Raw genomic sequence first — 24,788 nt, 5'->3', positions numbered from 1 at the left:
AAGCAAGTAAAAAAACAGCTACCAGTTAAGATAGCTGTTTCCTCTGTCTGTTATTTAGCCCCGAAGTATTGATGAATTGTCGAGAATACATCTGCATCGATAATCGATTTGCCATACTCCTCAAGTCGATGAATCGTCATGTTCGACGGCGCGCCGAATTCCGAAAGTACACTGAACAAATCTGTCTTACGAGAATCATCCATTTCTTCGTCGTCATATAACAAATGTAAATAATAGTTATTTTCAAACGAATATAAAGATGTCTTCACTTCATACTCTTTCATCTTACCTGCTAACGGAATAAGATCATCAAATTCGGCAAAGATAAACATATTGTCAAGCCATTCAAATGGTGCATCCCCTATACCTGGCATAGTATCATCATCATCATGATCATACATTTTGCCATGCTGGAACAACTTTTTTGGATCATCACTAGTAAACGGTGATTCCAGTGGCTCGCCATCGTCAGACATTTGTGCACGTGTGACTGTTACTTCAATGCCACCGCTCATCGCATGTACTTGAATCCACAATGGTCCCTCGACTTCAAACTCAGACTCATCACTGACTTCGTCCATCATCTCCCAGAAGAGTTCCTCGCTCTTGTCGCGATTATACCAAACTTCCTCACGGGTAAAGCCACGCTCTTCAATATCAATATATGAAAGAAAAAACTTAACTGTATTTTCATTAATACGCTCTATTTCCATCCCTTTTCTCTCCCTTCCTATGGAACAGGATTTGTCCGGTTCCCTTCAATGTGTGAAAAAATCCTGCAATGCTTATACTTACTATATGACCGTCCTCTACGTTTTGAAAGGTTTCCGCCTTAGGACGTATAATTTTGATAGTAATAGCATTGTAGAGAACATCCACCAGGAAAGCAAGAGAAATACAAAAAGCCGATAGGTGTACGGCATTTTGCAATGTCAACCCCTATCAGCTTCACACTATTTTCCGGATTAGTTTACCATGCGCCGCGCTTCAAGCAGCTGATAGGCTCTTACTTTTCTAGGTAGGAATCGACGAATTTCATCTTCATTGTATCCCACTTGAAGTCTTTTCTCATCAAGAATAATCGGTCTTCTTAACAGACCCGGATGTTCTTGTATTAACTCATATAGGCGCTGTAATGGAAGACTTTCCACATCAACGTTTAATTTTTGGAATATCTTAGAACGAGTTGAAATAATTTCATCTGTTCCATCTTCAGTCATACGAAGAATTTCTTTTATTTCATCAATATTCAATGGTTCCGAAAAAATGTTACGTTCAGTATACGGAATCTCGTGTTCCTCTAACCATGCTTTCGCTTTTCTGCATGATGTACAGCTAGGTGAAGTAAATAATGTTACCATCATATGCTGACACTCCCTTTCAGTCGGCTCGAATGTTTTGATTTATATTTTTACGTTTAGATTAGAATTAGTTTAAACTGTCTGCTTCTAATCCCTATTATACACATTTTCATTACTGATTAATACACTTTTCAAGAAATATTAGTTATCCCATCCACAATTGTCACAGTTCCGCAACATAAGCGACTTTAACAAGTATGTGCATGTTCACTATACTGTTATACCCGGTTCAAGAATTAATTAAACATCTGCTTTGTCAAATAAAAAACTTTCTCATTTAGGAAGTCGCTAATTGACAATAAATTAATGTCTACATTATATAGTACGTTTAAATGTAGGCAAAGGTTTCATATTAATAAAAAAAATTCAGAAACATAAATTCGTCTCTGAATTCTTTAACTATTTTGGTTTGTGATTAACATTTGGGGAACTCCTATTACATGAATCCACGAATTTCATCGCATTCTTACCATTTACTTCATTGAAACATGCAAAAGGACCGGTTCTCTTGTCGAAAACCAGCCCAGTTGCTTCTATTTAAAGTTATTTTGCAAAAGCATCAAATTCGCGCTGTGAGCAAAGGACAAGATGTCCTGGTGTCACTTCACGCATGATTACTTCTTCATCCTTAAGATACTTATGTGTTGTTGGATCGTAACTTTTGCGTACACGGCTACGTTCATAAGCTGGATCTGGCAACGGAATCGCAGATAGTAGCGATTGTGTATAAGGATGTAAAGGCGCCGTATAGATTGTTTCGGCTGGTCCGATTTCGACAAGTTTCCCGAAATGCATAACTCCAATTCGATCTGAGATATATTTCACCATCGACAAGTCATGCGCGATGAATAGATATGTTAGTCCTCTTTCTTCTTGAAGCTCTTTCAACAAGTTGACGACTTGCGCTTGAATAGATACGTCCAAAGCTGAAATCGGCTCATCTGCGATAATGAATTCTGGTTCAACAGCAAGCGCACGTGCAATTCCAAGACGCTGACGCTGACCGCCAGAAAACTCATGCGGATAACGATTGGCATGCTCACGATTCAATCCTACCGTCTCAAGAAGCTCGTGGACACGTGCAGTACGTTCCTTCGAGTTCTTCACAAGACCATGAATATCGAGGCCCTCAGCAATGATATCAAGCACTTTCATACGCGGATTTAAGGATGCATATGGATCTTGGAAGATCATCTGCATTTTTCGGTTGAAAGCTTTCAGTTCTTTTTTTGATTTTTTTGCATGGACGTCGACGCCATCATAGATGACTTCGCCGCCTGTTGCGTCGTAAAGACGGATGATTGTACGACCGGTTGTTGATTTACCGCAACCAGATTCACCGACAATACCAAGCGTCTCCCCTTTATAGATGTCGAATGTGACATCGTCAACAGCACGTACTTCATTCTTTGTTCCGACATTGAAATACTGTTTCAAGTTTTTAATTTCAAGTAATTTTTCAGCCATTATCGAACACCTCCTGCATTGCCTTCATAATATCGGCTGCCAGGGAATCTCTTCATACGCTCGATGACCGCTACTGGTGGATCCACTTGAGGTGCATCGGGATGGAGCAACCACGTCGCCGCATAATGTGTCTCACTCACTTTAAAGAGAGGCGGAACTTGCTCCATATCAATCTTCATCGCATATTCACTACGCAGTGCAAATGCATCTCCTTTCGGAGGATCCAATAAATCGGGTGGCGTGCCTGGAATCGCATATAATTTCTCTTCAGTTGCATCCAGTGAAGGCATTGAACTTAGAAGTCCCCATGTATACGGATGCTGCGGGTTGTAAAAGACTTCATCAACTGTTCCCACTTCGACGATTCGACCACCATACATGACGGCTACACGGTCTGCTACGTTTGCTACGACTCCGAGATCATGTGTGATGAAAATGATAGACGTATCGATTTTCTTTTGCAAGTCTTTCATCAATTCTAAGATTTGCGCTTGAATCGTAACGTCCAAAGCTGTCGTCGGCTCATCTGCAATAAGAAGCTTCGGATTACATGCCAAGGCAACAGCAATGACGATACGTTGGCGCTGTCCACCAGAAAATTGGTGCGGGTATTGCTTCATACGCATTTCTGGCTTTGGCATTCCGACTAGTGTTAACAACTCAATAGACTTTTTACGAGCATCCGTTTTACTTAGTTTCTGATGCTTTAGTAACGGCTCCATAATCTGATTACCAATTGTCATTGTCGGATTTAGTGATGTCATCGGATCTTGGAAAATCATCGAAATGTCTTTTCCTCTTACTTTTTGCATTTCTTTTTCGGAAATTTTCAGTAGGTCTTTTCCTCCGAATAAAATCTCGCCGTTTTTGTACTCAGTACTGGATTTCGGAAGGAGTCGCATAATCGATTTCGTCGTTACAGATTTACCTGAACCCGACTCACCGACGATAGCTAGTGTCTCCCCCTTATAAACTTCAAAATTAACGCCCTGAATCGCTTTCACTTCTCCTGCAAATGTATGGAAGGAAAGCTCCAGGTTTTTCACTTCAACAATTTTCTCCATTTCGCTTTCCTCCTTTAATCTTTCATTTTCGGATCAAGTGCATCACGTAGTCCATCCCCAATTAAGTTGAACGCAATCATCAGTAAACTTATGATTGCCGCTGGGAAGAATAAAATATGCGGCTGATACTCAATGAATTTATAACCATCATTAATAAGTGTTCCAAGAGACGCTTTCGGCGCTTGAAGCCCTAGTCCGATAAAGCTTAAGAATGCCTCGAAGAAAATTGCAGTCGGAATTGTAAACATCATATTAATGACAATAATCGCCATAATATTTGGCAGTAAGTGTTTACTAATAATTCGTGTATCGCTGGCACCAAGGGTTTTAGCTGCCAAGACGAATTCTTGAGTTTTATATTTCAGAACTTGTCCACGTACAATACGGGACATGCCGATCCATCCGGTTATCGAAATGGCTATGATAATGGACCAGATACCTGGCTTCATGATCATAATCATTAGAATGACGATGACCAGCGTCGGAACTCCAATCAGTACTTCGACAATCCGTTGCATAACGTCATCAGTTCGACCTCCATAATAACCGGAAATCCCCCCGTATATAACACCGATTACGACATCAATGACAGCAGCTACAAATGCGATGATAAGAGAAATCTGTGTTCCTTTCCAAAGACGGGAGAACAAGTCACGTCCAAGGCTATCCGTACCGAACCAGTAGTTAACTTCTACTTTCTTTAATTCATAAAGATTTACAGTTTTAGATCCCAGTTTACCTACGCCATCAAAAATACCTAACTTTTCAAGTCCAGGAATTTTTGGGGGTAAGCTTGCATGGGCAACCTTTACATCTTCAGGATCATGTTCAACCATGAAAGGGCCAACAAATGCCATAAATACGATAAATACCAAGATGAACATACTAACGATAGCCGCTTTGTTTTTACGGATACGTAGCCATGCATCTTGCCAAAAACTTAAACTCGGTTTCGAAATCCTTTCAGCATGTGAACTATCGATTGTAATTCGCTCAAATGAATCTTTTGGTAGTTTTTTCATGTTAGTAGTCATTACTTGGAACCTCCAGACAAACGGATACGTGGATCAATGACCCCATAAAGAATATCCACAATTAAAATAATCACAATAAGGAATACTGAGAAGAACATTGTTGTGCCCATGATGACAGCGAAGTCGTTCGAGCTAATTGATTTAACGAACTGTTCACCAATACCTGGGATTGCGAAAATCTGTTCAACGACTAGTGATCCTGTCAATAGCCCTGCTGCAACTGGTCCAAGTACAGTGATTAGCGGAATTAGCGCATTACGGAATGCGTGTTTGAAAGCGATTTCAAACCAGTTCGCGCCTTTCGCTTTTGCCAACAAAATATAGTCCGAACTTAACACTTCTATCATTTCCGTTCTGATGAACCTTGCCGCTATTGCAATAGGTCCCATTGCTAGTGCAATTGATGGCAGTATACTGGACTTCCACCCTTCCCATAATCCGACAGGTAACCACCCAAGCCAAACTGAAAAGACATATTGCAACAATACTGCAAAAACAAAGGACGGTATCGAGATACCAAGAATTGCGATTATGGTACTCCCATAATCCCATACTGTATTTTGCTTCAATGCTGCAATCATTCCAAGAATAATTCCAATTAGGGTACCGAATATGAGTGCCTGGGCACCTAAAATTGCCGAGTATTTCAATTTCTTCACAATAAGGGTTGTAACGTCTGCATTTTTATATTGGAACGATACACCAAAGTCACCCTTTGCAAGGTTCCCCATATAACGAGCGTACTGTACGGGAATTGGATCGTTCAAGCCATATTTCTCATAAACGACTTCCCTTTCCTCAATGGATAATTTTGCTGCGGAAGCTAGCGGGGACCCTGGAAGCAGTTTCATAAGAACAAATGTAAATGATGCAATTAGAAATAACGATAGGAACATATAAATAACACGCTTTGTTATATACTTTGCCATTTTAGCACCTCCTGAAATTCATAGATAAAGCGAATGGTGATCAGTTGGGCGATTCCTTATCACTCACTGATTGTTAGTTTAGCCATTACGGGGATTTACAACCTAGTAATGCAGAATACATTTCATAAAAGACTTTTAATTTAGCTAAGCGCTACTACAATGAATTTTTAGTTTTTTCCTCTTCATTGAAAAAGAGAGTACATGGTCAATAACGCCCATATACTCTCTAATCTATAAAATTTTAAGCTTTCAAAAATATAATTCTTATTTCTCGACGGCTTCCATATACGTCCACTTGTAGCTATAATCTCCGCCAAATGGGTGTGTTGCAAGGCCTTTAACTGCCGGATTCATAAGAACCATTCTTCCGCGTTGATAGTTTGGCGCGATAGCTACGTCATCTTCAAGTAGCATTTTCTCAGCTTCTGCAAACACTTCAAAGCGCTTGATTGGATCATTTGCGTATGTTGTTTTTGTAGATTCAATAAGTTTGTCATACGCTGGGTTAGAATAATTCATTTTGTTTTGTGGGCTTGTAGTTACGAACAATTCCATGAACGAGATTGGATCCTGGAAGTCAGGGCCCCATCCTGCAGATTGGATGTCGTAATCACTAGTATCATCAAGTTCAAGACGGACTGCGAAAGGAACTTCTTTCAGGCTGATTGTTAAACCTGGTAGGTTTCTTTCAAGTTCTGATTTGAACCATTCTTGTTGTTTCTTAGCATTTTCAGTATCTCCACCAAGAATTTCAAGTGTTACTTTGTCAGTTCCAAGTGCTTTTAGGCCTTTTGCCCAAGACTCTTGTGCTTCTTCAACATTATAAACTGAGAATTCCTTGCTGTAGTCACGGAAATCTTTACCGTCTTCATCAAATGTGAATTCTGTTGGTACTAGGAAGTTAGCAGCAATAGATCCATTAGCAAGGACTGCATCTGCAAGTTCTTCTTTGTTGTACCCTTTTGCGATTGCTTTACGAATGTCAGCATTTGCAAGTGGAGTTGGTTTACCATCACGTACTTGGTTCATTTTGAAATAGAATACAGCTGTTTCAAGCTCATTGATGATAGTCGGGTCATCAGCATATTGCATTGCATACTCGGCAGAAAGTGTTACACGGTCTTTCTTGCCTTGTTCATATAATTTTACAGCTGTTGAAGTTTCTTTAACTACGTCAACAATGATTTCATCAAGTTTTACAGTATCAGCATCCCAATACTTGTCATTTTTAACATATTTCCAGTTACCAGTACCATCCCAATCAGCTAATGAGAATGGACCGTTGTAAATCATTGCTTCAGAGTTAGTTGCATATTTATCTCCCTGAGCAGTTACAAATTCTTCGTTAAGTGGTAAGAACGTACCGAAAGACATAAGTGATAGGAAGTAAGCAACTGGACGTTCAAGCTCAATGATAAGCGTTTTATCATCTTCAGCTTTAATGCCTAGATCAGCAATTTCTGCTTTTCCTTCGCCGATTTCAGTTGCGTTTTTAACCATTCCTGCCATCAAATACGGTCCATAAGGTGAAGCCGTATCAGGGTTTATCGCACGCTGCCAAGCATATACAAAGTCATGCGCAGTTACAGGTGTTCCATTAGACCACTCCGCATCACGGATTTTGAATGTATAAGTCAATCCATCTTCACTGATTTCTGGATCTCCTTCTGCCATTGCAGGTACTGGAAGACTCTCTTGGTCAAGACGGTAAAGTCCTTCCATGATGTTGTTCAGTACGTTGAAACCTACAGCATCTTCTGAAGATGATGAGTCAATAGAAGGAATCTCTGCTGCTTCAATCAAATTCAAAACTTGTGGTACTTCTTTAGCTGGTTCTTCTGTAGTTCCTTTGTCTTCTTCTTTGTCTTTTACCGGTTCAGTAGTGCCCGCGTCTTCTTTTTTGTCGCCGCACGCTGCTAGGAACACGCTAAGTACAAGCATGATACTAATAAGCCACATAAATTTGTGGTTCTTCAAATCGATGACCCCCTCTAAATTGTCTGAAAACTAGGTACATTTATATTATACAATGATTCTCACAGTTGTACATACCTTTTTGAAATTTCATATAGTAATAGAACATCTTTTCATAGACAAACCCCGTGTTGGCAACGCTTACAACAATTATTTTAATCAAGACTTTTTTTAGCTATACCTTTGTTATATTGATTTTTCCTTGCCAATACTTTACTATTACTTTGGAACGGGGTGGAAATATGAAGAAGTTAGTTAGGAGTTTTCTGATTGCGCACATTGTGATTACTCTGCTTATTGTCCTCTATTTTAAAGAGCTGACTTTACTCTCTTATATAAACGCGTCATTCATCGTTGGAGGCGTACTAACATTTCTTGGTCTGGTCTCTTTCGTCTTTTCAACTGGGTTTTTCGATGTATTTACCGTTAGCATGAGAAAAGTAGTTACATCTAAACGCCGGATGGAAGATGTTATGGCGATGCGTAAGCCTTCAGAGATATTTTCTGGAAACGTAAGTCCAATGCTCGGAAGCGGTGCTCTCATCCTTGTTATCATGGGAATTGGACTTCTAATTTTTTATTTTTGAGGAGCAAGCCTATTGCATTTTCCAAGTATAAGATTTATAATTATTAGAAACATTTAGAGCGAATGGCAATGACGGAAAAAAGTATTTCAGTATCAGTCTTTTAGAGAGCCTGTGGGTGGTGTAAACAGGTAGGCTGAACCGAAAGAATGGGATCCCGAGCTTGATATGCGAACCTTTTGAATTAATTCGAAGTATATGGATTTTTTGAATTAACGCAAAAGAAGCTTGTCACGTCCCCCGCGTTATGGGAATCAGAGTGGCCTTCGGGCAATTCGGGTGGTACCACGGTTGATAAAACATCAGTCGTCCCTTTTTTACGGGGACGACTGATGTTTTTTATTACGCCTACAGGACGTAGGCGTGCGGCTTTTGCCACAGGACGTGGCGAAAGCCGCCTTCCATTAAGCTTTTACAACACCTTGAATCAATTTGCTTTATTTTATCCATCAAACAGGAGGAGATTTTTAAGATGAAAACCATTTTTTCAGGCGTTCAGCCAACAGGAACAGTGACTCTTGGCAACTATATCGGTGCCTTCCGTCAATTTACAGAGTTACAAAACGACTTTGAGTGCCTGTTTTGTATCGTTGACCAGCATGCCATCACCGTTCAACAGGATCCAGTGGAGCTGGCAAAAACAATCCGTTCTCTTGCTGCAATCTATATTGCAAGTGGGATCGACCCAGAGAAAGCGGTGTTATTTATCCAATCAGAAGTACCTGCACATGCGCAAGCTGGCTGGATGATGCAATGTATTTCGTATATCGGTGAACTCGAGCGAATGACGCAGTTCAAAGATAAATCAGATGGGAAAGAAGGCGTTTCTTCTGCACTTTTAACATATCCACCACTTATGGCCGCCGACATCCTTCTATATAACACTGATATCGTTCCAGTTGGCGATGATCAAAAGCAGCACCTTGAATTGACGCGTGATCTAGCAGAGCGTTTCAATAAAAGATTCGGCGATATATTGACGATTCCAGAAGTCCGAATTCCGAAGAACGGTGCCCGTATTAAATCACTTCAGGATCCGTTAAAGAAAATGAGTAAATCTGACCCTAATAAAAAAGGGACGATTTCACTTCTTGATACACCTAAAGATATCGAGAAAAAGATTAAAAGCGCGGTAACAGATTCTGAAGGAATCGTGAAATTCGACGTCGAAAATAAACCTGGCGTATCGAATTTATTGACTATTGAATCAGCACTTAGTGGGGTTGCCATTGATGATCTAGTCGCCAAGTATGATGGACTTGGTTATGGCGCATTTAAAGCCGGCGTAGCTGAAGCTGTCATCAATCATCTATCACCTATTCAAGAAAAATATTACGAACTGTTGGATTCGCCTGTCCTAGATAAAATTCTAGATGAAGGCGCAGTCAAAGCAAATGCGATTGCATCTGTCACTCTCGGGAAGATGGAAGCCGCGATGGGACTCGGGCGTAGACGGTAAGAATGAGCATGATTGTAGATACGACGAATAGCGTAAAATCAGCCGTATGTATAATAAAATAAATGATTTGACTCCATTCGTAACCAAGTGATCTGTAATTAAAATAAAAAATCATATGTGAAACAGTAACAACAATTAGTCCGTAACTGATAAGAAATAAGAATATACGTGTCATTGGCATCGTCCTTTTGATTTTCTTTGATTATATGACGGCATGGCCCCCTTTTAGACGAAGGGGGCTTTTTAATTTGATAAGAAGCTAATGTGAATATGTAGGGATGAGTTGGCGCAACACAAAACTGGCATCGCAAACTCCAAAACTGTGAGGGCAAATCATCAAACTGGCAGCGCAATCCGGAAAACTGTAAGGACAACTTCAAACTGGCATCGCAAACTCCAAAACTGTGAGGGCAAATTATCAAACTGGCAGCGCAATCCGAAAAACTGTAAGGACAACTTCAAACTGGCAGCGCAAACTCCAAAACTGTGAGGGCAAATTATCAAACTGTGATCGCAATCCGGTAAACTGTAAGGACAACTTCAAACTGGCATCGCAAACTCCAGAACTGTGAGGGCAAATTATCAAACTGGCATCGCAATCCGTAAAACTGTAAGGACAACTTCAAACTGGCAGCGCAAACTCCAAAACTGTGAGGGCAAATCATCAAACTGGCATCGCAATCCAAAACCGCATAAACAAAAAAAACGCCCCAGTAAACTGAGACGTCCTACTAACTTAAGCTTATATTTTTTTAAATACGAGTGATGCGTTATGTCCACCGAAACCAAGTGAGTTGCTCATTGCGTACGTAATGTCCGCTTTGCGCGCACCTTCAGTTACGTAGTCGAGATCACATTCAGGATCTGGATTCACAAAGTTCATTGTCGGTGGCAGAATTCCTTCTTGCAATGCCTTCACCGTGAAGATTGCTTCCAGTCCACCTGCTGCTCCGAGTAAATGACCTGTCATTGATTTCGTTGAGCTCATCGTAAGTTTATAGGCATGCTCGCCGAAAACCGCTTTTGCTGCCATTGTTTCGAATTGATCGTTATATGGCGTGCTTGTTCCGTGGGCATTAATATAATCGATTTTATCTGGAGTAATGCCACTTTGCTCAATCGCTTCTTGCATCGCGCGTGCGCCGCCTTCTCCCCCAGGAGCTGGAGCCGTAATATGATGCGCATCACCTGTTGCACCATAACCAGTTAGTTCAGCGTAAATTTTCGCACCTCGTGCAATTGCATGCTCGTACTCTTCAAGGATTAAAATACCTGCTCCTTCTCCAATTACAAAACCGTCACGTTCTTTATCAAATGGACGTGATGCAGTTGCAGGATCCGGGTTCAACGACAATGCTGTATTCGCACAGAAACCGGCCACTGCCATCGTTGTAATTGGCGCTTCTGCTCCGCCTGTAATCATAACGTCAGCATCACCGCGGCGAATAACTTCAAATGCATCCCCTATTGAGTTTGTGCCTGATGCACAAGCTGTTACTGTACAAGAGTTAATGCCTTTTGCTCCGTGATAAATAGATACTTGGCCCGCTGCCATATCCGGAATCATCATTGGTACGAAAAATGGACTAACGCGACGATAGCCTTTCTCTTGGAACGTCAGAAACTGTTGCTCATGTGTTTCCATACCACCGATGCCTGATCCAATCCAGACGCCCGTACGAAGAGCTAAATCTCCTTCAAGTTCAAGATTTGCATCTTTCATTGCCATAATCGATGCAGCAAGTGCGTAATGCGTGAACCGATCCATTTTACGCGCGTCTTTCCGCGAGATATACTGTTCTATATCAAAATCTTTGACTTCAGCAGCTACTTTTACAGGGAACTTTTCACTATCAAGTCTTGTTAGTGGTCCAATTCCAGATTTTCCTTCCAAGACCGCTTTCCATGACTCCTCCGCCGAATTCCCTACTGGAGAAATTGCACCAATACCTGTTACAACTACACGTTTTATTCCCATATGTGAAAACTTCCCTTCTATTCTATAAAGACTGATTCTATTTGCCACTTTTCATACACCACTAAAAAAAACATGTATTACTTATTTTCCCCACTTAATGCATAATGCGCCCCAAGTGAGACCCCCGCCGAATCCAACCATGACAATAACATCATCATCTTTCACTCTGCCTTCAGCTAAATCATCGACAAGTGAAATTGGAATGGACGCGGCAGATGTATTGCCGTATTTATGGATTGTCTTGGACATTTTTTCAACCGGTAAACCAAGTCGCTCACGGGATGAGTTCATAATTCGTATATTTGCTTGATGCGGAATTAGGAAATCGACGTCTTCCTTCGTTAGACCCGCTTTTTCGATAACACTTTCTGCGGATTCGCCCATTTGACGGACTGCAAATTTGAATACTTCGCGGCCATTCATTACGAGTTTTTCATCCTGATAAAGGTGTTTTCCACCGTTACCGTCTGCACCGAGTTCGAATGACAGGATTCCCCGTCCTTCACTTACTTTTCCTATGATAGCTGCACCCGCCCCATCTCCGAAAAGAATAGCGGTATTGCGGTCTTCCCAATTGGTAATTTTAGATAATTTTTCAACGCCGACAACGAGTACATAATCATATGTGCCCGATTCGATAAACTGTTTCGCTGTTACAACGCCGTACATGAATCCTGCACAGGCCGCGGAAACGTCCATTGCCGCTGCATTGGTTGCGCCAAGCTGTTGTTGAAGCATTGTTGACACTGACGGAAAAGGTCGATCAGGTGTTACAGTAGCTACAAGAATGAGTCCGATTTCTTCTGGTTTGATTCCTGCATTGTTGATCGCTTCTACAGCAGCGTTGTATGCCATATGGGACGTATCCGTTGAATCGTCCGCGATGCGTCTTTCTTCGATGCCTGTCATTGTACGAATCCATTCATCCGATGTATCTAAACGCTTTTCAAGATCCGCGTTCGTCAAAACGTGTGATGGTACGTATTTACCCATACCGATAAATCCAGCAATCATTCCGCATCCCCCGTTCTTTATCATCTATTATTAGTACCTGCTCTTAATCATAAAAGAAACGGGCTCACTTTTCAACCTACTGACACTTTTTCGCCAAATAAAGTTCGGTTTGCATGGATATTTGTTTCTCCAATGTATCCTCTGTGATATGATGAAATATGAAATAGTAATGTAGAGGTGAATTCAATGAAATACGTAATGACATTTTTCTGGTCTTTCTGTTTAATTTCAATGTTGAACTACGTTTCTGGAGCAATCGCTAACGTACCTGTTTTCGACTTCATGACAGGCGCAATCGTTTCAGCCGTCGTTTCTGTAATCATAATCTTACTGGCTGAATCTTTCCCAGAAGGCGAAATTGCAGATCATTAATCAACAAGAAACCATCTCCCTCGCTGGAGATGGTTTTTATATTGGACGCATTCATGTCTGTTGATTAACCATTTATTTGCATGAAATACTGGTGAGAAGGGCTTGATAACCTTCATTTCACTGGATTATTTTCGGCCCGCTTACGGCTAACTATTCGTGACAGATTTACTGAGGGGGCCTAGTGTGTCTAGAAGTGACTCTGTCACTTCTAGACACACTTTCTTCAGTAATCCTGTTGTGAATAGTTGCCTGTCGCGAACCTACACTGTTCCAGTGAAAAATGCAGTTGTTTTGGAAGAAAAGAGTAGATGTCTTTCTATAGAGATTGTAAGTGCCCGAAGATACAATTTCGGGCACTATTGCACGTTGTATAATGTACTTCTCGCTTACTTCTAGCAAAGAGTGTGCCTCTAATGATGTGATACCCTATAGAAAGTGACACTTCTTTAATTAAAAAGAAAAAACCATACAGTAAGCATCAGCCACCAAAATTGCATCTTTGGCGGCTTTTCTGCAGGTAGGAAGTCAGCTATTCTTTCGTTCCAAAAAGCTTCAGCACTACTTGTACTTATGCATTTGGAGAGCGACAGATGAAGGACCACCATACGATTAACGGAAAAAGTGTGTAGGGATGCGACAAAATCGCATCCCTACACATCCAGATATCTCGGTAATCGTAATAGTAGTCATTCAATCCAAAGCAATCCAAATGCAACTACATACGTAGCACCAGTGTATGATCAAGTTATTTGCTGGTTACTATTGGTTAATCTACAGACGTGGGATACATTACTAAAAGAAGCCGCAGGAAGTTCACAAACATCCTGCGGCTTCTCTATTTTAATCTGTTTGAATACCTAATTTCCCGTCTTCCATAGCTAAAATGAGCTTATCATTTGGCTTTCGTTCACCTTTAATGATTTCTTTTGCAACCATTGTTTCAACATGTCGTTGGATAAAGCGTTTCAATGGCCGTGCACCGAAATCAGCATCTGTGCCTTCATTGACAATCCAATCAAGCACGTCTTCACTATACTCCATAACGATTTCTTGTTCGCGTAATCGTTTGACGAGGTCTTCAATCATTTTCCGTGCAATCTTCCGGAATGATTTGCCCGTAAGTGAATGGAAAATAATGATGTCATCCATCCGATTTAATAGCTCGGGTTTGAAATGTTTTTTTAATTCGCCCATGACTAAATCTTCTGCTGCATGATTCTCTGTAGCATCGAGTCCATGAAGTAAGTACGCTGAGCCGATATTCGAGGTCATGATAACGACGGTGTTCGTAAAGTTGACGAGTCTACCTTGGCTATCTGTGATTCGGCCGTCATCTAATACTTGCAGCAAGATATTTGCGACGTCCGGATGCGCTTTCTCGATTTCATCTAACAGAACCACTGAATAGGGATTACGTCGTACTGCTTCCGTTAATTGGCCGCCTTCTTCGTAACCGATATAGCCCGGAGGTGCGCCGACAAGTCGCGACACACTATGTTTTTCCATATATTCCGACATGTCGATGCGGATGAAATGATCTTCCGAATCAAACAGGGTCGCAGCAAGCGTTTTCGCAAGCTCTGTTTTCCCAACGCCCGTTGGTCCCAAAAATAGAAATGAGCCGATTGGTTTGTCTGGGTCTTTAATGCCCGCACGTGCGCGCCACACGGCTTCCGTCACTAGTTGCACAGCGTCGTCCTGTCCGATTACACGCTCTTCAAGTGTTTCACGCAGACGGAGCAGTTTTTCACGTTCACCTTCAACTAGTTTCGTCACCGGTATTCCCGTCCAACGCCCAACAATCATCGCAATTTCTTCTTCCGTCACTTCTTCACGGAGCAAACGGTTTTCCTGCCCCTCTACAAGTACAGACTCAAGGTCATGCAATTCACTTTCAAGCGTCGGAATTTTCCCGTAAGTGAGTTCCGCAGCTTTATTCAAATCAAAACGGTTTTCAGCTTCTGCAAGTTCACGTCTGTAGCGGTCGAGGTTCTCACGCTTATCCTGGATTCCACGTAAAGTTTCTTTTTCAGAATCCCATTGCGCTCGCATACCTGATGACGAATCTTTCAGCTCTTTCAATTCGTCACGAAGCACTTCAAGACGATTTTTACTGACTGCGTCTTTTTCTTTGCGTAACGCTTGCTCTTCAATTTCAAGCTGCATAATCCGGCGTGTCACTGCATCCAGCTCGGATGGCATGGAATCGATTTCTGTCCGAATCATCGCACTCGCTTCATCTATTAAGTCGATTGCTTTATCCGGCAAGAAACGCTCTGTTAAATAACGGTCTGATAATGTTGCAGCTGCAACAATCGCCCTGTCATGAATGCGCACACCATGGTGAAGTTCGTAGCGTTCTTTCAGCCCCCGTAAAATCGACACGGTATCTTCAACAGACGGTTCACGAACAAGTACTTGCTGGAAACGACGTTCAAGCGCTGGATCTTTTTCGATATACATCCGGTACTCGTCAAGTGTCGTTGCGCCGATGCAGTACAATTCACCGCGTGCAAGCATCGGTTTTAGCATATTGCCCGCGTCCATTGCGCCTTCCGTTTTTCCTGCGCCGACAATTGTATGGATTTCATCGATGAAAAGAATGATCTCCCCAGCGCTATCTTTCACCTGTTTCAGTACGCCTTTTAAGCGCTCTTCAAATTCACCGCGGTATTTTGCACCCGCGATAAGTGAACTCATATCAAGTTCAAAAATTTGGCGATCTTTTAATCCTTCCGGCACGTCACCTTTCACAATTCGTTGCGCAAGTCCTTCAACGATTGCTGTCTTCCCGACACCCGGTTCTCCAATTAATACAGGATTATTTTTAGTCTTTCTCGATAAAATCCGAATAACGTTACGAATTTCCTCATCACGTCCGATAACCGGATCCATTTTCCCTTTTTTAACTTCTTCCACAAGATTCCGTCCAAATTGTTCAAGAGGTGTACGCTGGTCTTCTTGTTGTCCATCCATTCGCATATACATCCACCTTTCTATATGTCACACCTGACTTTGACCATCTTTGATTAATTAAATTATAGGATGGATTTGATTGAAAGTAAAGCGATTTGCACAGTGATTAATTAATGAATCAATGGACATAAAAAAACTCCAAAAAGGTATTCTTACCCTTTCGGAATTTCATAGTTAATTGTACAGATTACGGGTGGCCACTATAACACCGTCTTCATCTGCATAAACATAGTGGTTGGGGATCCAGTCTACGTCTCCGAAATGTAGTTTACTACCCTTTTCCCCTTCCCCCTCTTTTTTACTCTTCATCGGGTTGCTATCAAGTGCTAACACCCCAATATTTTGTTCAATCAATTCTGCCGTATCGCGGACGCATCCGTAGATGATGACACCAGCAAGCTTGCGGGTTTCTGCAATATCGCCTAAATTGTCACCCATTAATGCACACTTTTTTGAACCGCCGCCATCGACAACAAGGACACTACCTTCTGGAATCGTTTGCAGCGCCTCTTTTACTAATACGTTATCCTCAAATACTTTCACGGTAGAAATTGGGCCAGAGAATCTTTTGTTTTTGCCATACGATTTAAATTCCGTTGAACAAACTTGCAATTCATTTGAAAAATCATCACATACATCGGCAGTTTTCATCGACATTTGAACACACTCCCCTTTTTAAAGTTATTTTCTATATTTATAGAATTCGACATTGTTTCTATATTCCTTTTTTGATGTGAAATAAAATAGGATTGTAGACCTAACGAGGGAAGTTCTGAATTGTGGGATTACGCACGTTTTTCAAGGTTTACCCGCGGTTTCAACGATTTATCCGCGCCCCCCACAAAAAAAGGCCGCGCGACTTATCACTAAGTCGCACGGCCTTACTATTTTCTATTATCTTACGCCTAATGCTATTTTTGCATAACGAGACATATTATCTCTTGACCATGGTGGACTCCAAATGATATTAACATCTACGTTTTTCACTTCTGGAAGTTCCATCAGTTCTTGTGTAACGTTGGCAACGATTTGCGGTCCCATTGGACAGCCCATCGATGTTAGTGTCATTGTCACTTTTGACGTGCCTTCTTCGTCCAACTCTACATCATATACAAGACCTAAGTTGACGATATCGACTCCAAGTTCCGGGTCAATTACGTTTTCAAGTGCCCCCATCATGCTATCTTTCATATCCTGGCTCATCTTCATCCCTCATTTCGTGTTTTTACTATCTCAATCATAGCAGAGTTCAGCTCTTCATTTCAAATGCCAAGCAAACCAATCTGCGGCTTGAAGCATTCCCGCCCTAGAAACCACATGGCCTGCAGTTTCATTTGAAACAAACTCAATTCGTTCCGGCGCAGCCGCATACTCCTTTTTGATTGCCTTATAAAAGTTGTGCGTCGGTTCATAGGGCACAACTGTATCCTGCTCGCCATGCCAAAAGTAGATAGGCCTGTTGTTCAATGCGGATGGGTGTTTTGTTAAATCAAACGTAGATAATGTGGCTAATAATTTCTTTTTTTCTTCATCAGTGATGGGTAATTTAAAACCACGACGTTCGAACCCAGACATTTGTGCTTTCGCTAACTGGACAAAGCCAGGCGCCCCCATCATAACGGCGGCGGCATCGACCCAATCATAGACAGCGAGGCAGCCAAGCGTCGTAATACCGCCCATCGATGTGCCACCCAAACCAATTTTGCCTGTTGAATGAAGCCCGCGTTGCACCAGCTCTTCACGAATGAAACTCACTTCTTCAATTGACGTCAAAACGATTTCCCAAAACCGCAAACTTAGTTGAACTTCATCCAGATTATCTTCCCGGGCACCATGTAGATGCGCGTCAGGTAAGAGAACTCGTATACCCTGCTTTGCCATATTGTAGGCATAATGTAAATTATGCTCTTTAGCACTCGTAAATCCGTGAATAAAAATGACGACTGGAACTTGTTTGTCTTTAAACTCATCTTCAACTATATGCAATAAGGGGATATCGCCCCATAACTCTTCGGTTACATTCATCGAAATCACACCTTTTCCTTTTCACTTGAGCGTACCAAAGTTTTTCTAAAAAAACAAAAAGCACGATTTCATGAAGAGATTTTTTGACTTGAATCCTATGTTAACGATAGACTACTTAATAGAAGGAGGCGTTTTTTTTGAAGCCACATTTAATCGTCCTCGATCTTGACGGGACATTACTGACAGACGAAAAAGTAATTTCAGATAAAACCAAGCTTACACTGAAAAAAGCAGAAGAAAAAGGCCATCACATTATGATTGCGACTGGAAGACCGTACCGCGCGAGTGAAGTGTATTACCGTCAGCTTGGACTTAAAACACCGATTGTCAATTTCAACGGTGCATTCGTTCACCATCCTTATGATCAATCTTGGAAAACGATTCATGAAACAATCTCACTACCTGTAGTGAAAGACGTCATTGATGCGATGCAGCAATTTACATTCCATAATATTGTTGCCGAAGTGATGGATGATGTATACATGCATCATCACGATGAAAAACTGCTTGATATTTTTGGATTTGGTGATCCTAAAATAACGCAAGGAGACATTCGGAACTTTTTGCAAGTCGATCCTACAAGTTTACTGATCCATGCACCTGACGATAAAGTCGATGCAATTAGACGCCATCTCGGCGATGTACACGCAGAAGTCATTGATCATCGTCAATGGGGAGCTCCGTGGAAAGTCATTGAAATCGTACGGCATGGCTTGAATAAAGCTGTCGGACTTTCACATGTCTCGAAGTGGATGGATATTCCCAGAGAGCGGATTATCGCTTTCGGTGATGAAGACAATGACCTTGAAATGATTGACTATGCTGGAGTCGGGGTTGCAATGGGAAATGGCATTGATCGCCTGAAATCGATTGCAGATGAAGTAACAGACACGAATAATGAGGATGGCATTGCACGGGTGCTCCGCGAAAGGTTACACTTGGAATAACTATAATTATCCAATGGAGGGAAATACATGAGAATATTTGCGGACAGTGCAAGTGATTTACCAAAGTCATTTTTCGAAGACAATGATGTAACACTCTTCCCATTACGCGTCCTCATCGATGACCAAGAGTACGACGATATAATGACAATTGATTCTAAAGAAGTCTACCAAGCCATTCGCGATGGCAAACAGCCTAAAACGTCACAAGTATCACCTGAACTGTTCCTTCGGAAGTGGAAGGAACTCGCAGTATCAGGCGAAAATGGGATTTACATCGCTTTTTCTTCCGTGTTATCCGGGACATACGACACCGCAATCATGACTGGAGATCAAGCAAAAGAAACGAATCCGAATATGAACCTTATTATTATCGATTCAAGATGTGCTTCGCTTGGTTACGGACTTCTAGTAAAAGAAGCAGTTCGGCTACGCGATGCGAGAGAAGACGATGTGCGTACGATAGAGAGAAAAATCCGATACATGGCGGCACATATGGAGCATCTCTTCACGGTGCAAGACCTTGATTATATGGCGCGCGGTGGTCGCGTATCTAAAACAAGTGCATTCATTGGCGGGCTGCTGAATATTAAACCCCTGCTCCACGTCGAAGGCGGTAAACTTGTTCCGATTGAAAAACACCGTGGACGCAAAAAAGTTTTGCGCCGTATGACTGAGCTCATGGCAGAGCGCGGCGATCAACTTGCTGAACAGACGATTGCAATTTGCCATAGTGACGACGAAGGCATAGCACTCGAATTGAAAGCCATAATAGAAGAACAATTCCATCCAAAAAGTATTGAAATTCAAATGATTGGATCTGTTATCGGTGCTCATGTGGGTCCTGGTACAGTAGGCGTCTTTTTCTTGAATAAAGTTAATCAGTAATCTGATTCGAGGAGGATTTATTGATGAAGATTATAATTGTCGGTGCAATTGCGGGCGGTTCCACTGTCGCCGCACAAATTAGACGCGCAGTTCCAGAATCGGAGATTATATTAGTTGGACGTGATCCGGTACTTGGTTATGGTACATGCGGAATGCCATACGTCATCGGGGGATTAATTGAAGATAAGTGGCAGTTAGTTGGCTCGTCTCCCGAAAAGTTTAGCGAGCAAAGAGATATAACCGTTAAGTTAGGGCATGATGTACTTGCCATTAATCGGGAACAGAAAACGGTTGAAGTACGTAATATGGAGACAGATCATGTCTTTACAGAATCATACGACAAACTTATTTTATCGCCTGGTGGAATCGCCCGTACACCTGACTTAAAAGGACTCGGTGATTTACCTTTATTTACACTGAAGAACTTTAGGGAAATGGAAGAAATTATCGACTATATAGAACGTGAAAAACCGAAGTCTTGCGCTGTTATTGGAGGCGGATTCATCGGGATTGAACTTGTTGAGAACTTCACCCACAAAGGATTAAAAACAACTCTTATTGATCGTAATGAACGCGTCATGAAAGTAATGGATCCTGAAATTTCTCAAGTGCTCGGCAAGGAAATGAAGGATAATCAGGTCGACCTCTACTTCGAAGATACCATCGAACGCATTGAAGGCAAGCGCTTGATTATGAAAAATGGCATGAACTTTGAAGTTGACTTTATCGCGGCTAGCATTGGAATCGACCCTGATACGCAACTTGCGATTGAAGCCGACTTACATATCGGGCCGACGAAAGGGATCATCGTCAACAGTTATATGCAGACAAATGACCCTGACATTTACGCAATTGGCGACGCGGCTGAATGTAAAGATTGGTTCACGGGTAAACCGAAAAGCGTTAAACTAGCATGGCCTGCGCACAGGCAATCGTTCATCGTTGCGCGCCATCTGGCCGGCAATCCAGTCGAAATGAATGGGCTCCTTGGCACGACGATTACGAAATTGTTTGCTCTGACCGCGGCTATGACAGGTCATTCGGCTAAAAGCTTAACCGACGAAGGGATTGAATTTGGCACGGCCGTCTATGAAGGCCGAACAAATGCAGGTTATTACCCCGACCACGGGCGTATTTTACTGCGTGTTCATTATGACGTAAAATCCCGGCTCATCCTGGGCGCACAGGCGGTCGGTGATAAAGGAGTCGACAAACGAATTGACGTCATTGCAACCGCAATCATGGGCAAAATGACTGTCGATGACCTGGCTGCCCTTGAACTCGGCTACTCCCCACCCTATTCATCACCGAAAGATCCCGTTAATATGATTGGGTATAAAGCGCGTTAAAAAAACACCAGATTGGCAAAGTTGCCGATCTGGTGTTGTTTAACGCGCTTGCTTTTCAGCTTTTCTATCTTGTCTACCTTGACGCCCTTTTCTCCATGCCATAAACAGGAATCCAAGGAACAGTACATAGATTAAAATCGATGCGATTAGATAAGGCGTATTGAACCCTTTGTCTTCATCAGCGATGTAAATTTCTGCAACTTCACGTTCCAATACGACGCGGTAAATTCCATCCTTACCTTCTCGTACCAAATCACCATCGAGTAAACCGCGCAATTTTTTATTGTCTCCGATTACTTCTTTCGGTATTTCCAAATTGGATGTCCCAGTCGTATTATTAAGCGCGACAATCCATGTCTCTTCATCATTTGACAGCTTATACACTGTAAATCCTTTGTCATTGTGCAACATTTCAAAGTCCCCGTTACGGAACGCTTCTGATTTGTTGCGCAACTTGTTAAGATCACCGATGTGTTCAATTAACTCCTCATCGATTTTGAAATTCATGAGCTGATGACTTTCAGGAGCCGATTGGCCATTCACAGCGATTTCGGTACCATAAGGCATAATCGGTACCCCTGGCATTGAAAATAGTGCCGTAATCGCAAGTTTCCACCTCGTCGGCGGGAACATTCTAGCTTCTACGATGTCGTATGTAAAACGCGGTCCTGTTAATTCATCGAACTGGATTAATTCCTTTTCAGTTGCATTTGAAAATATCGATAGCGGTGAAGAGTCCGCGTCATAGTTAACAAATGAATTTCTCATTGCGCTCATCTTTTCGTTATTCGGAGCAGAATCGAAATCCGCGTCACTTTCTTCATTCGTTAGTACATATGCTTTTGGATTAACCGTTTTTACAGCCTGAATGATTTCATTCAAAAATGCTGTGTCGACCTTGTCCATCTTTGTTAAACGGATTCCATCCAATTTATATGTTTCCACGAAATCAACGATGGCTTCCTTCAACGCTTTCTGTGTTGCTGCGTCTGTTGTATCCCAATCAATTGTTCCGTCCGCAGCAGGAAGTGCCTTGACCGTTCCCTCTTTTGCCCAAACATGATTCGCACTTACTCCTGCGAGTGGAAAGTCAGCTATTACGGACATATCCTGCTTATGAATTGCTTTGATCATCTTACTAAATTCTTCAGAAGTACCGAAATGCGGTTCAAGCTTCGCATAATCAAGCACTTTACTTCCATCATACGTTTCCGTTTCAAAGACGGATCCAAGTGAAATAAGCGTAAAGCCCATTCGTACAATATGCTCAAGTCTCGTGCCGACTCCTGTAAAGTCGCCTCCGCTGAACGCACTCAAATCTTGCGTATTCACGTCAATGTCGTTCTTGCCATCCGCGTTATTAAACCGGTCCACAAGCAAATCATATATACTTTCATCCTCTATTGTTCTTTCCGTTTCTGCAAAAACCCCTGCTGGAGATAGGGTAGATACCAGTAATAGAAAAGTTGCAATAAGTCCAAACCATTTATTCACTTTCACAAAATTGCCTCCTCAATACGAGCTGTCACTCGTCATTTTACCAAACGAAGTGACTTGTCGCCATTGTTTACGCCAAAAACCTTACCCTTACGAATGAAATAGGTCGATATTGTGAATAACGAAAAGCGTAAGGTGCCGTTTAGCCCCGACAAGCGCTGGCCGACTAAATTCGCCACGTCCTGTGGCAACGTCGGCACTAGTACGTCCTGTACGTCGGAGGGCTTGATGATAAAGGCGGTCTTTGCCTTTTTCAACAAGTCTGAAGCGACTCGAGGGGCTGGCACCTGTAGCCTAGACAATATGGAAAAGTCGATGCGGCCTGCATAGACGCGACAGGCATAAGGCGAACTGGCGAAGCGGCGTTCTTCCCGCACAGCCAGTCCGACTTATGACCCCGAGCGTCTGGCCGCCTGAGACTAGACAATACGGAAAAGCGCAAGGTGCCGTTTAGCCCCGACAAGCGCTGGCCGACGTTGCCACGTCCTGCGGCAACGTCGGCACTAGTACGTCCTGTACGTCGGAAGGCTTGATGATAAAAAGCAGGTAAGAAAGAGTTATTAAACTCCATTTTCTCTGGTTCATTTGCGGTTCGCTTTCGGCGAAATAATCACGACACTTTTTCCGAGAGGCATGTGTGGCTAGAAGTGACTCCGTCACTTCTAGCCACACTTATTTCGGTCATCCTGTTGCGAATAATTGCCTGTCGCGTACCTTCAATGTTCAAGTGAAAAATGCAGTTATGTTTGAATGAAACGATTAGATGACTTTCTATAGAGAATGTCAGTGCCCGAAGATGCAATTTCGGGCACTCTTGCACGTTGTACAATGCGTTCCTTGCTTACTTCTAGAAAATAGTATGCATGTAATCATGTGATGATTTGTAGAAAGCAACACTTCTCTACTTGTAAAAAAGAGAAAACACTAAAGATAATTTCAGCCGCCAAAATTTCATCTTTGGCGGCTTTTCTCCAGGTAGATGACCCTCTATTCTTTCGTCCAAAAAAGCTCTAGCTCTTTGTGTACGAATACATTTGGAGCGCGACGGATGAATAAGCACCATACGATTACCGAGAAAATGTGTAGGGATGTGACGGAGTCGCATCCCTACACATCAAGACATCTAGGTAATCGTATAGAGGTCGTTCAATCCAATGAAATCCAAAAATAACTGTACACGAAGCGCCTAATGTTTGATTAAGTTATTTACTGGTTTTTTTAGTTAATCAACGCATGTGTTATCTTTTAGGAAACCCTATTCCCAACCCTAAATTTCCAATTCAATAAAAAACACCCGCCAGCACAATCGCCAGCGAGTGTTTCATTCATCAAATAGATCAACGTCTTCAACAGATGACCGCTTTTTTCGGGAAAACAGGAAGACGGAAACGGCAAACAAGACCATTAACATCAAAACAACGATAAGTAAAATCGGCCCGATACTAGATTCCATCTTCACACCCCGTTACTAAAAATTAAGCGAACCAGCTAATACCAATTGGCAATTTAAAGCCGAGGAACATGGTCGCCAATACGAAGACGAAAAACAGGATCCATACTACTTTGACACTCTTGTTCTTTGAAGAACGAACGAGCACCATTTCCATCATACCTATTGTCAGGAAGCCCAATAAGAATTTGACGCCATATAACGCGCCGTCAAGTGATGAGTATTCGAAGAATAACAATGCGCCTGAAATTAAAATTAGCACGTAGAATAGGCGTGCAATCATATGAAGAATCTTTCTTCCTTTTGACTCTGTATCCATACTTGCAGCAACTAGGAATAAGATAATTCCAACAACCCATGTGAAAATATGAAGATGTGTAGTGTTTGATAATACGTCCAAATTAGTCACCTCATTTAGTTAGT

Annotated in this window: 24 protein-coding genes and 1 other annotated feature; of the genes, 7 read left to right on the top strand and 17 right to left on the bottom strand. The window is 42.0% G+C overall.

Features of this window, described 5'->3' with window-relative positions; all coding sequences use genetic code 11:
• Positions 1–50: 50 nt before the first annotated feature.
• The 7 genes from mecA to H2672_RS04065 all read right to left on the bottom strand — a co-directional run bounded on the left by mecA (position 51) and on the right by H2672_RS04065 (position 7,832).
• A complete protein-coding gene (gene mecA, locus H2672_RS04095; RefSeq protein ID WP_186669303.1) occupies positions 51–713 on the bottom strand; it encodes an adaptor protein MecA in 663 nt (220 codons plus the stop codon).
• A 252-nt stretch (positions 714–965) separates the two neighbouring features.
• Positions 966–1,361, bottom strand: a complete 396-nt coding sequence (gene spxA, locus H2672_RS04090; RefSeq protein WP_186669618.1) for a transcriptional regulator SpxA — start codon at positions 1,359–1,361, stop codon at positions 966–968.
• 543 nt (positions 1,362–1,904) lie between these two features.
• Positions 1,905–2,828 (bottom strand): ABC transporter ATP-binding protein, encoded by a 924-nt coding sequence (locus H2672_RS04085; RefSeq protein WP_186669301.1) that lies wholly within the window; start codon positions 2,826–2,828, stop codon positions 1,905–1,907.
• Positions 2,828–3,892, bottom strand: coding sequence for an ABC transporter ATP-binding protein (locus tag H2672_RS04080; protein WP_186669300.1), 1,065 nt, complete (start codon positions 3,890–3,892; stop codon positions 2,828–2,830). The genes H2672_RS04085 and H2672_RS04080 overlap by 1 nt, the downstream gene beginning before the upstream one ends.
• 14 nt (positions 3,893–3,906) lie before the next feature.
• Positions 3,907–4,926, bottom strand: a complete 1,020-nt coding sequence (gene opp3C / locus H2672_RS04075; RefSeq protein WP_304626068.1) for an oligopeptide ABC transporter permease — start codon at positions 4,924–4,926, stop codon at positions 3,907–3,909.
• The gene (gene opp3b / locus H2672_RS04070) at positions 4,926–5,855 is read right to left on the bottom strand and encodes an oligopeptide ABC transporter permease (RefSeq protein WP_186669297.1); all 930 of its coding nucleotides are present in this window, start codon (positions 5,853–5,855) and stop codon (positions 4,926–4,928) included. The genes opp3C and opp3b overlap by 1 nt, the downstream gene beginning before the upstream one ends.
• A 264-nt stretch (positions 5,856–6,119) precedes the next feature.
• Positions 6,120–7,832: a peptide ABC transporter substrate-binding protein gene (locus H2672_RS04065; RefSeq protein ID WP_186669295.1), complete on the bottom strand. Its 1,713-nt coding sequence runs from the start codon at positions 7,830–7,832 to the stop codon at positions 6,120–6,122.
• Positions 7,833–8,071: 239 nt separating this feature from the next.
• On the opposite strand from H2672_RS04065, the gene H2672_RS04060 reads away from it, so the two are divergent.
• Positions 8,072–8,416, top strand: coding sequence for a DUF3899 domain-containing protein (locus tag H2672_RS04060; protein ID WP_186669287.1), 345 nt, complete (start codon positions 8,072–8,074; stop codon positions 8,414–8,416).
• A 59-nt stretch (positions 8,417–8,475) separates the two neighbouring features.
• Positions 8,476–8,730, top strand: a binding site (T-box leader).
• Between the two features lie 155 nt (positions 8,731–8,885).
• Entirely contained in the window at positions 8,886–9,872 is a 987-nt protein-coding gene (gene trpS / locus H2672_RS04055) for a tryptophan--tRNA ligase (protein WP_186669285.1), read from the top strand.
• On the opposite strand, the gene H2672_RS20070 is transcribed toward trpS, so the two are convergent.
• From H2672_RS20070 to H2672_RS04045, 3 genes are all read right to left on the bottom strand, one after another.
• Positions 9,823–9,987 (bottom strand): hypothetical protein, encoded by a 165-nt coding sequence (locus tag H2672_RS20070; protein ID WP_483315861.1) that lies wholly within the window; start codon positions 9,985–9,987, stop codon positions 9,823–9,825. The two genes, trpS and H2672_RS20070, sit on opposite strands and share 50 nt — an antisense overlap.
• Before the next feature lie 627 nt (positions 9,988–10,614).
• Entirely contained in the window at positions 10,615–11,850 is a 1,236-nt protein-coding gene (gene fabF / locus H2672_RS04050; RefSeq protein ID WP_186669283.1) for a beta-ketoacyl-ACP synthase II, read from the bottom strand.
• A gap of 81 nt (positions 11,851–11,931) precedes the next feature.
• A complete protein-coding gene (locus H2672_RS04045; RefSeq protein WP_186669274.1) occupies positions 11,932–12,864 on the bottom strand; it encodes a beta-ketoacyl-ACP synthase III in 933 nt (310 codons plus the stop codon).
• A 186-nt stretch (positions 12,865–13,050) separates the two neighbouring features.
• Between H2672_RS04045 and H2672_RS04040 the strand changes: the two genes are divergently transcribed.
• Positions 13,051–13,236 carry a YjzD family protein gene (locus tag H2672_RS04040; RefSeq protein ID WP_186669272.1) on the top strand — a complete coding sequence of 62 codons (186 nt, stop codon included), beginning with the start codon at positions 13,051–13,053 and terminating at the stop codon, positions 13,234–13,236.
• An 840-nt stretch (positions 13,237–14,076) separates the two neighbouring features.
• Here the strand turns inward: H2672_RS04040 and H2672_RS04035 are convergent.
• From H2672_RS04035 to H2672_RS04020, 4 genes are all read right to left on the bottom strand, one after another.
• Positions 14,077–16,212 carry an ATP-dependent Clp protease ATP-binding subunit gene (locus H2672_RS04035; RefSeq protein ID WP_186669270.1) on the bottom strand — a complete coding sequence of 712 codons (2,136 nt, stop codon included), beginning with the start codon at positions 16,210–16,212 and terminating at the stop codon, positions 14,077–14,079.
• Between the two features lie 174 nt (positions 16,213–16,386).
• The gene (gene rraA / locus H2672_RS04030) at positions 16,387–16,869 is read right to left on the bottom strand and encodes a ribonuclease E activity regulator RraA (protein ID WP_186669261.1); all 483 of its coding nucleotides are present in this window, start codon (positions 16,867–16,869) and stop codon (positions 16,387–16,389) included.
• Between the two features lie 237 nt (positions 16,870–17,106).
• Positions 17,107–17,415, bottom strand: a complete 309-nt coding sequence (locus H2672_RS04025; RefSeq protein WP_067211901.1) for a metal-sulfur cluster assembly factor — start codon at positions 17,413–17,415, stop codon at positions 17,107–17,109.
• A gap of 54 nt (positions 17,416–17,469) precedes the next feature.
• Positions 17,470–18,237 (bottom strand): prolyl oligopeptidase family serine peptidase, encoded by a 768-nt coding sequence (locus H2672_RS04020; RefSeq protein WP_186669254.1) that lies wholly within the window; start codon positions 18,235–18,237, stop codon positions 17,470–17,472.
• Positions 18,238–18,374: 137 nt separating this feature from the next.
• Between H2672_RS04020 and H2672_RS04015 the strand changes: the two genes are divergently transcribed.
• Genes H2672_RS04015 through H2672_RS04005 form a run of 3 tightly spaced genes read left to right on the top strand, consistent with a single transcriptional unit; the run spans position 18,375 to position 21,418 of the window.
• Complete coding sequence (locus H2672_RS04015) at positions 18,375–19,184, top strand: Cof-type HAD-IIB family hydrolase (RefSeq protein ID WP_186669252.1); 810 nt, start codon at positions 18,375–18,377, stop codon at positions 19,182–19,184.
• 27 nt (positions 19,185–19,211) lie between these two features.
• Entirely contained in the window at positions 19,212–20,069 is an 858-nt protein-coding gene (locus tag H2672_RS04010; protein ID WP_186669250.1) for a DegV family protein, read from the top strand.
• 23 nt (positions 20,070–20,092) lie between these two features.
• Positions 20,093–21,418, top strand: coding sequence for a CoA-disulfide reductase (locus tag H2672_RS04005; RefSeq protein WP_370569593.1), 1,326 nt, complete (start codon positions 20,093–20,095; stop codon positions 21,416–21,418).
• Between the two features lie 39 nt (positions 21,419–21,457).
• On the opposite strand, the gene H2672_RS04000 is transcribed toward H2672_RS04005, so the two are convergent.
• On the bottom strand, positions 21,458–22,918 hold the full coding sequence (locus tag H2672_RS04000; protein ID WP_186669246.1) for an alpha-amylase family glycosyl hydrolase: 1,461 nt from the start codon (positions 22,916–22,918) through the stop codon (positions 21,458–21,460).
• A gap of 1,045 nt (positions 22,919–23,963) precedes the next feature.
• On the opposite strand from H2672_RS04000, the gene H2672_RS19535 reads away from it, so the two are divergent.
• Positions 23,964–24,086, top strand: coding sequence for a hypothetical protein (locus H2672_RS19535; RefSeq protein WP_255485300.1), 123 nt, complete (start codon positions 23,964–23,966; stop codon positions 24,084–24,086).
• A 150-nt stretch (positions 24,087–24,236) separates the two neighbouring features.
• Here H2672_RS19535 and H2672_RS19530 read toward each other — a convergent pair whose 3' ends face one another.
• Entirely contained in the window at positions 24,237–24,368 is a 132-nt protein-coding gene (locus H2672_RS19530; RefSeq protein WP_255485299.1) for a hypothetical protein, read from the bottom strand.
• 22 nt (positions 24,369–24,390) lie between these two features.
• Positions 24,391–24,765 carry a YisL family protein gene (locus H2672_RS03995; RefSeq protein ID WP_186669244.1) on the bottom strand — a complete coding sequence of 125 codons (375 nt, stop codon included), beginning with the start codon at positions 24,763–24,765 and terminating at the stop codon, positions 24,391–24,393.
• Positions 24,766–24,788 lie beyond the last annotated feature (23 nt).

It is taken from the genome of Sporosarcina sp. BP05 (assembly GCF_014282005.1).
GTDB lineage: Bacteria > Bacillota > Bacilli > Bacillales_A > Planococcaceae > Sporosarcina.
The sequence above is the reverse complement of the archived record's forward strand: the minus strand, read 5'-3'. Positions and strand labels throughout refer to the sequence as shown.